The sequence below is a fragment of the Streptomyces sp. NPDC025638 genome, from assembly GCF_055558775.1.
On sequence record NZ_JBVHLX010000021.1, the window covers coordinates 123570 to 136756 of the forward strand.

Genomic DNA, 13187 nt, shown 5'->3' on the forward strand with positions numbered 1-13187 from the left:
CTGAGATCCGGGGAACGGATGCGTGACAGCTGTCGATGGCAGACGATCGGAGAGATCCTTAGGTTTCACGGTGGTTCTCCGTGCCGTACCCAAAAAATCATCTGCTTCGGGTCGGCATTCCGTAGGTCTTGTTGTGGAGGTGCCCCGTGCTGGGTCCCGTGATTCTCGCCGCGTCGCGCAGCGACCGGATGCGTCGCCTGATCTCGGCGGCCCCGGTGACCAAGCAGGTCGTCGACCGCTTCATCCCCGGCGAGACCGTCGACGAGATCGTCCCGATCATCCAGGACCTCACCACCAAGGGCCTGGAACTGACCATGGACGTCGTCGGCGAGGACATCACCGCCCCCGGGCAGGCCACCGCCGCCCGGGACGCGTACCTGCAGCTCATCGAGCGCCTCAAGGACCTTCAGCTCGGCCCGAAGGTCGAGATGTCGGTCAAGCTCTCGATGTTCGGCCAAGCGCTGGAGGGCGGCCACGAGCTCGCCCTGGAGAACGTCCGCCCGGTCGTCGAGGCCGCCGCCGCGATCGGCACCACGGTCACCCTCGACGCCGAGGACCACACCACCCTCGACTCGATGTTCGCCATCCACGAGGAACTGCGGAAGGACTTCCCGCAGACCGGCTGCGTCATCCAGGCCTACCTCTTCCGTACCGAGGCCGACGCCCGTCGCCTCGCCGAGGCCGGCAGCCGGGTACGGCTCGTGAAGGGCGCGTACAAGGAGCCCGCCGAGGTCGCGTACCAGCAGAAGCACGAGATCGACAAGGCGTACGTCCGCATCCTGAAGACTCTGATGGAGGGCGAGGGGTACCCGATGATCGGCTCCCACGACCCCCGGCTGATCTCCATCGCGCAGGAGCTCGCCCACCAGGCCGGGCGCAAGATGGACGAGTACGAGTTCCAGATGCTCTACGGCATCCGCAGCGACGAGCACCTGCGCCTGGCCGCCGAGGGCCACCGCATGCGCGTCTACACCGCCTACGGCACCGACTGGTACGGCTACTTCATGCGGAGGCTCGCTGAGAAGCCGGCCAACCTGCGCTTCTTCGTCCGCTCGATGATCAGCAAGGGGTGATGCGCTGGATGAGCCGCGGCTGTCGGTCCCCGAGGAGCTTCGGAGACCAACAGCCGCCGCCCTGCGGCCGGCTGAGCCGGACCCAGATCCGTGGAAGGAGTTACGGATCTCGTGACTCCGCCCCCGAGGGGGCTTCTCACGAGCTCGCCGCAGCGAGTCCGTGACGGTCAAGCCCTGACCGCTGCTCACCATACGCAACCGCTTCGGCCCGCCCGTGCTGAAGCCCGAGAAACACTCGGAAGAGGTAACCGATGGACGCTGTGACCCAGGTCCCCACCCCCGTCAACGAGCCGGTGCACGGCTACGCCCCCGGCTCGCCCGAGCGTGCCCGGCTGGAGGCCAAGCTCAAGGAGCTGGCCGAGAACCCGATCGAGCTGCCGATGACCATCGGCGGGGAGAAGCGGATGGGCGGCGGCGAGGCCTTCCAGGTCGTCCAGCCGCACAACCACAAGGCCGTCATCGGCACGCTCCGCAACGCCACCCAGCAGGACGCGCAGGACGCCATCGACGCCGCCCTCGCGGCCGCGCCGGCCTGGCGCGCGATGTCCTTCGACGACCGCGCGGCGATCATCCTGCGCGCCGCCGAGCTGCTGGCCGGCCCCTGGCGCGAGACCATCGCCGCCTCCACCATGCTCGGCCAGTCCAAGACCGCCCAGCAGGCCGAGATCGACAGCCCCTGTGAGCTGGTCGACTTCTGGCGCTTCAACGTCCACTACGCCCGCCAGATCCTGGCCGAGCAGCCCCCGGCCAACTCCCCGGGCGTCTGGAACCGTCTGGACCACCGCCCGCTGGAGGGCTTCGTCTACGCGATCACGCCGTTCAACTTCAGCGCGATCGCGGCCAACCTGCCCACCGCGCCCGCGCTGATGGGCAACGTGGTGGTCTGGAAGCCGTCCCCGACGCAGACCCACGCCGCCGTGCTGCTGATGCAGCTGCTGGAGGAGGCCGGTCTGCCCAAGGGCGTCATCAACCTCGTCACCGGTGACGGCATCGCGGTCTCCGAGGTCGCCCTGGAACACCGTGACCTCGCGGGCATCCACTTCACCGGCTCGACCAGGACCTTCCAGTACCTGTGGAAGACGGTCGGCAACAACATCGAGAAGTACCGCTCCTACCCGCGTCTGGTCGGCGAGACCGGCGGCAAGGACTTCCTGGTCGCCCACCCGAGCGCCGACCGTGCCGTCCTGAAGACCGCCCTGACCCGCGGTGCCTTCGAGTACCAGGGCCAGAAGTGCTCGGCCACCTCCCGCGCCTACATCCCGGCGTCCATCTGGAACTCCGGCTTCAAGGAGGAGTTCGCGGCCGAGGTCGACTACCTGACCATGGGTGACGTCACCGACCTGTCGAACTTCATCGGCGCCGTGATCGACGACCGTGCCTTCGCCAAGAACAAGGCCGCGATCGACCGCGCCAAGGAGGACCCGACCTGCACGATCGTCGCGGGCGGCTCCTACGACGACTCGGTCGGCTACTTCGTCCGCCCGACCGTCGTCGAGTGCACCGACCCGGCCAACGAGGTGTTCCGCACCGAGTACTTCGGCCCGTTCCTCGGCGTCTACGTCTACGAGGACGACCAGTACGACGAGATGCTGACCCAGATGGAGTCGGTGTCCGACTACGCCCTGACCGGCTCGGTCATCTCCAACGACCGTGCGGCGGCCGCGTACACGATGGAGAAGCTCCGCTACGCGGCGGGCAACTTCTACATCAACGACAAGTCGACCGGCGCCGTCGTCGGCCAGCAGCCCTTCGGCGGCGGCCGTTCCTCCGGCACCAACGACAAGGCCGGCGCCCCGCAGAACCTGCTGCGCTGGACCCTGACCCGCGCCATCAAGGAGACGCTGGTCGCGCCGACCGACTACTCCTACCCGCACATGGGCTGACCAGCCCTCCCGAACACGGGCCGGGAAGCCTGACCCCCGAGCAGGCTTCCCGGCCCGTCTCCAATTCCCGGCACGTACGACGGGGATACTCGATCCATGCCCCACCGTCTCCGCACCGTCCACACCGCCGAGCTCACCCCCGCCGAACTCCGTGCCGTTCGTGCCCTCCTCGACGACGCCTTCGGCGGTGAGTTCGGGGACGACGACTTCGAGCACGGGCTCGGCGGTGTGCACGCCCTGGTGCACGACGGCTCCGGGCTCGTTGCCCACGGTTCGGTCGTGATGCGTCGTGCCCGGCATCGCGGGCGCTGGCTGCGGGTCGGGTACGTCGAGGCCGTCGGGGTACGGCCCGATGTGCGCCGTACCGGGCTGGGCGGGCGGGTGATGGAGGCGCTGGAGGGGTTCGTCGACCGGGCCTACGACCTCGGCGCGCTGTCCGCGAGCGACGACGGTGTCCGGCTCTACGCGGCCCGCGGCTGGCGGCCCTGGGCCGGCCGTGTCTGCGCGCTCTCCCCGAACGGCATCGTCCATCTGCCGGAGGAGGAAGGGAGCGTCTATGTGCTCCCCGCGCTCGCCGGTCCGCTCGACCCCGGCCAGGAGCTGGTCTTCGACTGGCGTGACGGGGATGTGCTCTGACAGGAGTAGGGGGTCCTGCCCTCCACGCGGGGTGAAAGCCCAGCTCACGGCGGTGTGACGCAATCCGCCGTCTCAGATAGTAGGAAGTCCGAGTAATTGTGGAGACAGAAGCGCGTCCCTCGCTTAGTTTTGTAGAAGCCGAACGTCTCGCTCGATCAAGCGAATGGCGGTCGTGAGCCGGGCCCCGTGCAGGCAACCCCTGCGGCATCGCTCCCCGCCCCTTCCGGCGTCTCGTATCCCCCTGCCGAACTCCACGTTCGTCGAAGGAGTCGATTTCCCATGGCCGAGACGACCGTCCGCCGCCGAGTCCGCCACGTGACCCGCACGAGCGAGTCCGACCGCAAGAACGCCGCCGCCGCGCTCCAGCGCGCCCTCGACCGCCGTGACAACGGCGGCGAGACCGGCCACTGAGCCGCACACCTCACGTGTTACACGTGCCACTCGCCCGCTCGGGTGGCTCGTGCGACACCCACAGCCGGGAGCCGCACCCGATCGGGGTGCGGCGTGGTGGTCTCATCCGCCGCGCCGCACCTCGAAGTGGTCGATCCGCTTCCCGCTCTGCGCCAGTGCCGACACCTTCAGCCTCGGGGTCGTACCCGCCTCCGCCTCCACCGAGAGGAAGGAGAAGCCGGTGTACCGCACCCTCGACCACTCCACCGACTCCGCGCTGGGACCGTGGGACTTGGTCCAGTGGAAGGTCTTCACCGCGTCGTGCCGGGTGACGTGCCCCTCATAGCTGTCCTTGACCCCCGAGGGGAACGAGTAGAGGTTCCGGCCGCCGCCGCCCGCCGTCACGTACACGATCCCGTCGCGCGTGGGATCCGTCGACGCGCCGATCGGCACGGTCCTGCCGACCTCGCCCTTCCTGATCGCGTCCGTCCGCTCGTACACATGGTTGTGCCCGTTGATCACCAGGTCCACCTGATGCTTGGCGAACAGCGGCAGCCACTCCTTGCGGACGCCGCCGTCGGAGGCGTGCTGGGAGGTCGAGTAGGCGCAGTGGTGGAAGAAGACGACCACGAAGTCGACCCCCTTCGCCGCCCGCAGCTCACCGAGCTTCCGGTCCAGCCACCGCGTCTGCCGGCCCTGGGTGAACCCGAGGTTGGCGGGGATCTCGTACGACACGTCGTTGGCGTCCAGCGCCACGAAGCCGACGTTGCCGTAGGTGAAGGCGTACACGCCCGGCGCGTGATGCGGGTCGAAGCCGCTGTCCGGCAGGGAGAAGCGGGCCAGCTGGCCGCCGTAGCCCTCCGATGAGTACCAGGCCTCCATGTCGTGGTTGCCGGTGGTCACCATCCACGGCACCGACCTCGCCACCGACTCGGTCTGCTTCAGGAACAGGTCCCAGAACCGCGGGTCGTACCCGTCCGACGTCTTGCCCGCGCCGTTGACGTCCGCGTAGCAGATGTCACCCGCGTGCAGATGGAAGGCCGGCTTCTGGCGCAGCAGCAGATCGTCGTTGGCGCTCGCGCTCGTGCCCACGCCCTGGTCGCCGAAGGCGGTGAAGACGAACCGCTCCGGGGTCGCGGGGGCCGTGCGGAAGGAGGAGATCGTCGAGCGGTGGACGGGTGAGACCGGGTCCCAGCCGTCGTGACCGACGCCGTAGTAGTACGTCGTGCCGGGCTTCAGACCGTCCAGGGCCGCGTGCACGTAGTACTGCTCGACCGCCGAGCGCACCCCCTGCACGCCCGGCGTGTGCAGGGCGCGTACCTCGGCCTCGATACGGCGGCCCAGGTCGTCGGGGCGCAACCCGACCCGTACGAACGGCTTCCTGACCGCGAACGGCACCTGCCAGGAGATCCGCATCCGGGTCTTCGGGTCCGAACCGAAGGCGAGATGGCGGCCGAAGGGGCGGATCGCGGAGCCGCGGACCCGGGAGGTCGCCGGGGCCGGCGCCGCGCTCGCCGTCGCGCTGCCGGACCCCGTCGAACAGCCCGCCAGCAGCCCGCCCGCCACCGCGCCCGCCGTCACCAGCGTGCGGCGCCGGGTGAGCCGGGTGTGCAGGTACTCGTACTGCTCGGCCATGCTCATCCGGCGGGCCAGCTGCGGCGGGATGCCGACGTCGGGGGTCTCCATGCAGGTGAACTTCCCAGCGAACGCCAACGCCCGCTACACGTACGGGTGAACGCCAGCCAACGGGATGACGCCGTCCCCCTTTCGGAGTGTCCGGATGGCGGACAGCCCATGTCATCCCATGGGACGAGGAGTAGGGTGCCGGGCATGTCTCGCAGCATCAATCTCGCAGTGATCCCCGGTGACGGCATCGGCCAGGAAGTCGTGGCCGAAGGCCTCAAGGTCCTCTCCGCCGTCCTTCCGCAGGATGTGAAGCTGGAGACCAAGGAGTACGACTTCGGCGCCAAGCGCTACCACGCCACCGGTGAGACCCTCACCGACGCCGACCTCGACGCGCTGAAGCAGCACGACGCCATCCTGCTCGGCGCCATCGGCGACCCCTCGGTCCCGTCCGGCGTGCTGGAGCGCGGCTTCCTGCTCAAGCTCCGCTTCGCCTTCGACCACCACGTCAACCTGCGTCCGTCGAAGCTCCTCCCCGGCGTCGCCACCCCGCTGGCCGGCCAGCCGGAGATCGACTTCGTCGTCGTCCGCGAGGGCACCGAGGGCCCCTACACGGGCAACGGCGGCACCATCCGCAAGGGCACCCCGCACGAGGTCGCCACCGAGGTCTCCGTGAACACGGCCTTCGGTGTCGAGCGCGTGGTCCGCGACGCCTTCGCGCGCGCCCAGGCCCGCCCGCGCAAGAAGCTCACGCTGGTCCACAAGAACAACGTGCTGACCTTCGCCGGGCACCTGTGGACGAACATCTTCAACGCGGTGGCCGCGGAGTACCCCGAGGTCACCACCGAGTACATCCATGTCGACGCGGCGACGATCTACCTCGTCACCCAGCCCGAGCGGTTCGACGTCATCGTCACCGACAACCTCTTCGGCGACATCATCACCGACCTCGCCGCGGCCGTCTCCGGCGGCATCGGTGTCGCCGCCTCCGGCAACATCAACCCGGGCGGTGAGTTCCCGTCCATGTTCGAGCCGGTGCACGGCTCGGCCCCGGACATCGCCGGCCAGGGCAAGGCCGACCCCTCCGCCACGGTCCTGTCCGTCGCCCTCCTGCTGCGCCACCTCGGCTACGAGACGGAGGCCGCCCGCATCGAGGACGCCGTCTCCGCCGACCTCGCGGAGCGCGGCCGGCTGACCGCCCGCAGCACGTCCGAGATCGGCGACGCCCTCTCCGTACGAGTAGCCGGCTGACCGGCGCCTCTCGAAACCATTCGAAGCCGCCGGGTCACTCCAGCACCCGGCGGCTTCCCCATGTCCCCGCCGGGTGCCACCATCGACCCCTGGGCCGCATTCACCCCGATTCCTTCCGCCGTCGCCCCCGGGCGATAATCGAACACGGAGCCGCGGTATGAGGGAATGCTCGGACGTCCTAACACTGGCCACCGGCCGTGCGGGCGTGAGCGCGGCCCGTCACTACAACCGGTGAAGGACAAAGCACCCATGACGACGCCCACGATCGAGCTCAAGCCCTCCGCCCACCCGCTGCCCGCCGCCGAGCGGGAGGCGATCCTGGCCAGCCCCGGCTTCGGCCGCCACTTCACCGACCACATGGTGACGATCAAGTGGACCGAGGGCCGGGGCTGGCACGACGGCCAGCTCGTTCCGTACGCGCCGATCCCCCTCGACCCGGCGACCAATGTCCTGCACTACGCCCAGGAGATCTTCGAGGGCCTGAAGGCCTACCGCCGCCCCGACGGCTCGGTCGCCACCTTCCGCCCGGACCAGAACGCCAGGCGTTTCCAGCGCTCCGCCAAGCGCCTGGCCATGCCCGAGCTGCCGGTCGAGACGTTCATCGAGGCCTGCGACGCCCTGGTCCAGCAGGACAAGGGCTGGGTGCCCGCGCACGGCGGCGAGGAGTCCCTCTATCTGCGCCCGTTCATGATCGCTACCGAGGTCGGCCTGGGCGTGAAGCCCGCCAACGAGTACCTCTTCATCGTCATCGCCTCCCCGGCCGGCGCCTACTTCCCGGGCGGGGTGAAGCCGGTCTCCATCTGGGCGTCCGAGGACCGCGTCCGCGCCGTCCCCGGGGGCATGGGCGACGCCAAGACGGGCGGCAATTACGCCGCCTCCCTGCTCGCCCAGGCCGAGGCCGCCGCCCAGGGCTGCGACCAGGTCTGCTACCTCGACGCGGTCGAGCACAAGTGGGTCGAGGAACTCGGCGGCATGAACCTGTACTTCGTGTACGGCGACCGGATCGTCACCCCCACCCTCACCGGCTCCATCCTGGAGGGCGTCACCCGTGACTCCCTGCTGACCGTCGCCCGCGACCTCGGCTACGCGTCCGAGGAGGCCCGCGTCTCCATCGACCAGTGGCAGACGGACTCCGAGAACGGCACCCTGACCGAGGTCTTCGCCTGCGGCACCGCCGCCGTCATCACCCCGGTCGGCACGGTCAAGCGGGCCGGCGCCGAGTGGAAGCAGTCCGACGGCGAGCCCGGCGAGGTCACCCTCAGGCTCCGCCAGGCCCTCCTCGACATCCAGCGCGGCATCACCGAGGACAAGCACGGCTGGATGCACCCGCTGGGCTGAGCGAACCCCAGCCGCTTGTTCGACGCGTATCGCCTCCCCCGTGCGGGTATCTCCTGAGTCCACGGGGGAGGGAGCACGCGTGAGCGGACGGTCGCCGATGCCACGACTGCGGTGGCTGATGCGGACGTTACAGACCCCGCGCCGTCCGCAGAGCCTCACCGTGCTGGCGCTGCTGACCGCCGTCGCGGGCCTGCTGCTCTGGCGGGCCTCGACGATGGACAACTACGGGCAGAACCTCGCCCTCAACCTCGGCACCGACATCGTCGGCGTGGCCGTCACGGTGTTCGTCATCGGCCCGCTGATATCCCGGGCCCAGGAGGGCCGCGTCCGCGAGCACACCCGGCTGGACTACGAGTGGTTCGCCGCACAGGTGTACAGGTCGACCTCGAACGTGAAGGTGCTGGACACCTTCTCCAACCTGTTCGGCCCGCAGTTCTCCGAGCGCCTCTTCAGGGGAGTCAGGTCCGCCACCGCGAGCGGCGCCCGCGTCCAGATCCTGCTGCTCGACCCGGACTCCCTCGCCGTCATCCTGCGCGGCCGGGAACTGGGTGAGCAGAGCGCCGACATCCGCCGCGACATCATGCGCAACGTGCGCACCCTGGACGAGTTCGCGCGCCGGCTGGAGGACACCTCCCGGCAACTGCTGGAGGTACGGCTGTGCTCGACGTCCCCCGGCGTCACCCTCTACCGCTGGGACGAGCGCTGTCTGGTCTCCTTCCTCACCGTCGGCCGGCTCTCCGGGGAGGGCGTCCAGCTGGAGGTCGCGGTCCGCTCGCCGCTCGGCACCTTCGTGGAGCAGCGCTTCGAGGAACTGTGGCAACAGGGCCAGCCGATGGAGCGGTTCACCCATCTTCCCGTCACGGTCGTCGACGCCACCGACGGGCGCCGGGAGTTCACCTGCCGCTTCGTGTTCCTCGACGACAGCCTGTACGTCGCCGCCCCCGACCTCGTCACCTATCTCGCCCGGCGCCGGCTCGACCAACTCACCGCGTACAGCCAGGCGCTGAGCAGGGCGGAAGGCCATGAGGTGATCGTCGTCGACGACGAGAGCGAGCTGCACGGACGGCTCATCCAGCACTTCGCGGAGAAGTACGATGCGTCGGCGGCCGCCTTCGTCGAGTTGCGGCCCCCGGTCCTGGTCACGGAATAGAGGGCCCCGGCAAAAGATGAGTTCAGCGCACCACCCCGCACCGCGCACAAGCCCCCGCTTCCGCGCCTTCACCCCCCGTGACCTGGACGCACTGCTCCAGCAGCGGGTGTCCCTGCTGCCCGCCGACCGGCTTGCCCTGCGCGCGGTGGCGGCGGTCCTGCCGTTCCGTACGAACAGCTATGTCGTCGACGAGCTGATCGACTGGTCGGCCGTGCCCGACGACCCGATCTTCCGGCTGACCTTCCCGCAGTCCGGGATGCTGCCCGCACCCGATGTCCGCACGATGGCCGACCTGCTCGCCCGTCAGGCGCCCACGGGCGAGGTGCAGCGCGCGGCCCACGAGATCCGGATGCGGCTCAACCCGCACCCCTCGGGGCAGCTGGACGCCAACGTCCCCGTGCACGAGGGCCGCCGTCTCACGGGCCTCCAGCACAAGTACCCGGAGACGGTTCTGGTCTTCCCGCGCCAGGGCCAGACCTGCCACGCCTACTGCACCTACTGCTTCCGCTGGCCGCAGTTCGTCGGCGAGGCCGAGCTGCGCATCGCCACCGACGACATCGCCGCAACGAGCGCCTACCTGCGCGCCCACCCCGAGGTCGCCAGCGCGCTGATCACCGGCGGCGACCCGCTGGTGATGAGCACGGAGGTGCTGCGCCGCTACGTCGAGCCGCTGCTGGAGATCGACACGGTCCGCTCGGTGCGGATCGGCACCAAGTCGCTCGCCTTCTGGCCGTACCGCTTCACGACCGACCGGGACGCCGACGATCTGCTGCGGCTGTTCGAGAAGGTGGTGGCGAGCGGCCGGACCCTCGCGCTCATGGCCCACTTCACGCACCCGCAGGAGCTCCGCCCGCCCGTCGTGCGGGAGGCGATGCGCCGGGTGCGGGACACGGGCGCGGTGATCCGCTGCCAGGGTCCGCTGGTGGCCGGGATCAACGACAGCGCGGACGCCTGGGCCGAGCTGTGGGAGGAGACGACCTCGCTGGGCGCGGTGCCGTACTACCAGTTCGTGGAGCGGGACACGGGCCCGCAGGGCTGGTTCGGGGTGCCGCTGGCACGCGGGTACGCCGTCTTCCGCGACGCCTACGCCCGCGTCTCGGGTCTCGCCCGCACCGTCCGCGGCCCGGTCATGTCGGCGATGCCCGGCAAGGTCTGCGTGGACGGCATCGCCGAGGTGGCGGGCGAGAAGGTCTTCGTCCTGCACCTGATCCAGGCCCGCGACCCGGAACTGGTCGACCGCCCGTTCTTCGCGGCCTACGACGAGGGCGCGACCTGGTTCACGGACCTGAAGCCCGCGTTCGGCGCCGACCGCTTCCTGCCGGGACTGGAGGCGGGCTGACGGCAGTCCGCTCCCCGTTCGGTTTGAGCGACGTTCAATGTGGCGTGCTCGACCTCATTCTCCAGTGCTTCTGATTGCGGAGACCTCGGTTTAGAGTGATGATCTAATCTGCTGGAAGCAAGGAGGTGCCGCGTCATGAGACTGACCCCGACGGAACGTGACCGGCTGCTGCTCTTCGGAGCCGCCGAGCTGGCCCGCGCCCGCCGCGCCCGCGGACTGCGGCTGAACGTGCCGGAGGCCACCGCGCTCATCGCGGACACCGTCTGCGAGGCCGCCCGGGACGGCGCCAGGCTCGCCGAGGCCGTCGAGCGCGCCCGTGCCGTCCTCGGCCCGGCCGACGTCCTGCCGGGCGTCGCCGACGTCGTCACCGAGGTCCACGTGGAAGCCGTCTTCGACGACGGCTCGCGGCTCGCGGTCGTCTCCGACCCGATCGGGGGCGGGCTGGGCGAGGACGCGCCGGGCGCGCTGCTGCCGGGGCCCGAGCACACCGAGCCCGAGCCGGCGGTACGGCTGACGGTCACCAACACCGCGACCGTGCCCGTCTCCGTCACCTCCCACTTCCACTTCTTCGAGGCCAACCCACGGCTCGACTTCGCCCGCGCCGCCGCCTACGGGATGCGGCTCGCCGTACCCGCCGGGTCGTCCGTGCGGTTCGGGCCGGGGGAGAGCGTAGAGGTCGGCCTGGTGCCGATCGGGGGCGAGCGGATCGCGATCGGCTTCGCCGGGCTCGTCGACGGGCCGCTGGACGCCCCGGGAACCCGGGAAGAGGCCCTGCGCAGGGCCGCCGCCTGCGGATATCTGGGAGCGGAACGGTGAATCCGTACGAGTACGCCGCCACCCACGGCCCCCGGGCCGGCGACCGGGTCCGCCTCGGCGACTCCGGCCTCACCGTCCGGGTGGAGTCCGACGCCCAGCAGTACGGCGACGAGTTCCTGGCCGGCTTCGGCAAGACCGCCCGGGACGGACTGCACCTCAAGGCCGCCGCCGTCCGCGACACCTGTGACGTCGTGATCAGCAACGTCGTCGTGATCGACGCGGCGCAGGGCATCCGGAAGGTCTCCATCGGCATCCGCGAGGGGCGCATCTGCGCGATCGGGCGGGCGGGGAACCCCGACACCCTCGACGGGGTCGACGTCGTCGCCGGCACGGGTACGTCCATCGTGTCCGGTGAGGGGCTGATCGCCACCGCCGGTGCCGTCGACACGCATGTCCATCTGCTGTCGCCGCGCGTCATGGAGGCCTCGCTGGCCTCCGGTGTGACCACGATCATCGGGCAGGAATTCGGGCCGGTGTGGGGAGTCGGGGTCAACTCGCCGTGGGCGCTGCGGCACGCGTTCAACGCCTTCGACGCCTGGCCGGTCAACATCGGGTTCCTGGGCCGCGGGTCGTCGTCCCGCTCCGCGCCCCTCGTCGAGGCCCTCGCCGAGGGCGGCGCGTCCGGCTTCAAGGTGCACGAGGACATGGGCGCCCACACCCGGGCCCTGGACACGGCGCTGCGGGTCGCCGAGGAGCACGACGTCCAGGTCGCCCTGCACAGCGACGGACTGAACGAGTGCCTGTCCGTCGAGGACACCCTGCGCGTCCTGGAGGGCCGTACGATCCACGCCTTCCACATCGAGGGCTGCGGCGGCGGACATGTGCCCAACGTGCTGAAGATGGCGGGCGTGCCGAACGTCATCGGCTCCTCCACCAACCCGACCCTGCCCTTCGGCCGGGACGCGGTCGCCGAGCACTACGGCATGATCGTCTCCGTCCACGACCTGAAGACCGACCTGCCCGGCGACGCCGCCATGGCCCGGGACCGCATCCGCGCCGGGACCATGGGCGCCGAGGACGTGCTGCACGACCTGGGCGCGATCGGGATCACCTCGTCGGACGCGCAGGGCATGGGCCGGGCGGGGGAGACGGTGCGTCGTACCTTCGCGATGGCCGGGAAGATGAAGGCCGAGCTGGGCCCGATGGAGGGCGACGGCGAAGGCGACGACAACGCCCGCGTGCTGCGCTACATCGCCAAGCTGACCATCAACCCCGCCCTCGCGCACGGCCTCGCCCACGAGGTCGGCTCGATCGAGGCCGGCAAGCTCGCCGACATCGTGCTGTGGCGCCCGGAGTTCTTCGGTGCCAAGCCGCAGCTCGTCCTCAAGGCCGGGTTCCCGGCGTACGGCGTGACCGGCGACCCCAACGCGGCCACCGACACCTGCGAACCGCTGGTGCTGGGCCCGCAGTTCGGGGCGCACGGTGCCACGCCCGCCGACCTCTGCGTCGCCTTCGTCGCCCGGGCCGCCGTCGACCACGGCAACGACTCGATGCCGACGCGCAGAAGGAGGGTCGCCGTCCGCGGCACCCGGGGCATCGGCCCCGCCGATCTGCGCCTCAACTCCCGTACCGGAGCCGTCGACGTGGACGGGCGCACCGGCCTGGTCACCCTCGACGGCGATCCGCTCCGCTCGGAACCCGCCGACTCGGTCTCCCTCAACCGTCTCTACTTCCTCTAAGGACCCGCA

11 protein-coding genes are annotated in these 13187 nt (G+C 70.2%); 10 read left to right on the plus strand and 1 reads right to left on the minus strand.

Annotated features, from left to right (window positions below; translation table 11 throughout):
• Window positions 1-146: 146 nt before the first annotated feature.
• From ACZ4EG_RS39295 to ACZ4EG_RS39310, 4 genes are all read left to right on the plus strand, one after another.
• Entirely contained in the window at window positions 147-1073 is a 927-nt protein-coding gene (locus ACZ4EG_RS39295) for a proline dehydrogenase family protein (RefSeq protein WP_467794039.1), read from the plus strand.
• Window positions 1074-1324: 251 nt separating this feature from the next.
• The gene (gene pruA / locus ACZ4EG_RS39300) at window positions 1325-2956 is read left to right on the plus strand and encodes an L-glutamate gamma-semialdehyde dehydrogenase (protein WP_467794040.1); all 1632 of its coding nucleotides are present in this window, start codon (window positions 1325-1327) and stop codon (window positions 2954-2956) included.
• A 96-nt stretch (window positions 2957-3052) separates the two neighbouring features.
• Window positions 3053-3592, plus strand: a complete 540-nt coding sequence (locus ACZ4EG_RS39305; protein WP_467794041.1) for a GNAT family N-acetyltransferase — start codon at window positions 3053-3055, stop codon at window positions 3590-3592.
• A 279-nt stretch (window positions 3593-3871) separates the two neighbouring features.
• A complete protein-coding gene (locus tag ACZ4EG_RS39310; RefSeq protein WP_153545374.1) occupies window positions 3872-4003 on the plus strand; it encodes a hypothetical protein in 132 nt (43 codons plus the stop codon).
• Between the two features lie 102 nt (window positions 4004-4105).
• On the opposite strand, the gene ACZ4EG_RS39315 is transcribed toward ACZ4EG_RS39310, so the two are convergent.
• Window positions 4106-5668, minus strand: coding sequence for a purple acid phosphatase family protein (locus ACZ4EG_RS39315; RefSeq protein WP_467794042.1), 1563 nt, complete (start codon window positions 5666-5668; stop codon window positions 4106-4108).
• Between the two features lie 144 nt (window positions 5669-5812).
• Between ACZ4EG_RS39315 and ACZ4EG_RS39320 the strand changes: the two genes are divergently transcribed.
• From ACZ4EG_RS39320 to ACZ4EG_RS39345, 6 genes are all read left to right on the plus strand, one after another.
• Complete coding sequence (locus ACZ4EG_RS39320; RefSeq protein ID WP_453561665.1) at window positions 5813-6856, plus strand: 3-isopropylmalate dehydrogenase; 1044 nt, start codon at window positions 5813-5815, stop codon at window positions 6854-6856.
• 249 nt (window positions 6857-7105) lie between these two features.
• Window positions 7106-8194 carry a branched-chain amino acid aminotransferase gene (locus tag ACZ4EG_RS39325; protein ID WP_453561666.1) on the plus strand — a complete coding sequence of 363 codons (1089 nt, stop codon included), beginning with the start codon at window positions 7106-7108 and terminating at the stop codon, window positions 8192-8194.
• 79 nt (window positions 8195-8273) lie between these two features.
• A complete protein-coding gene (locus tag ACZ4EG_RS39330) occupies window positions 8274-9344 on the plus strand; it encodes a hypothetical protein (protein WP_467794043.1) in 1071 nt (356 codons plus the stop codon).
• A gap of 16 nt (window positions 9345-9360) precedes the next feature.
• Window positions 9361-10683: a KamA family radical SAM protein gene (locus ACZ4EG_RS39335; protein WP_390711933.1), complete on the plus strand. Its 1323-nt coding sequence runs from the start codon at window positions 9361-9363 to the stop codon at window positions 10681-10683.
• A gap of 135 nt (window positions 10684-10818) precedes the next feature.
• On the plus strand, window positions 10819-11499 hold the full coding sequence (ureA, locus tag ACZ4EG_RS39340; RefSeq protein ID WP_453561670.1) for an urease subunit gamma: 681 nt from the start codon (window positions 10819-10821) through the stop codon (window positions 11497-11499).
• Window positions 11496-13178 carry an urease subunit alpha gene (locus ACZ4EG_RS39345; protein ID WP_467794044.1) on the plus strand — a complete coding sequence of 561 codons (1683 nt, stop codon included), beginning with the start codon at window positions 11496-11498 and terminating at the stop codon, window positions 13176-13178. The genes ureA and ACZ4EG_RS39345 overlap by 4 nt, the downstream gene beginning before the upstream one ends.
• Window positions 13179-13187: the final 9 nt, after the last annotated feature.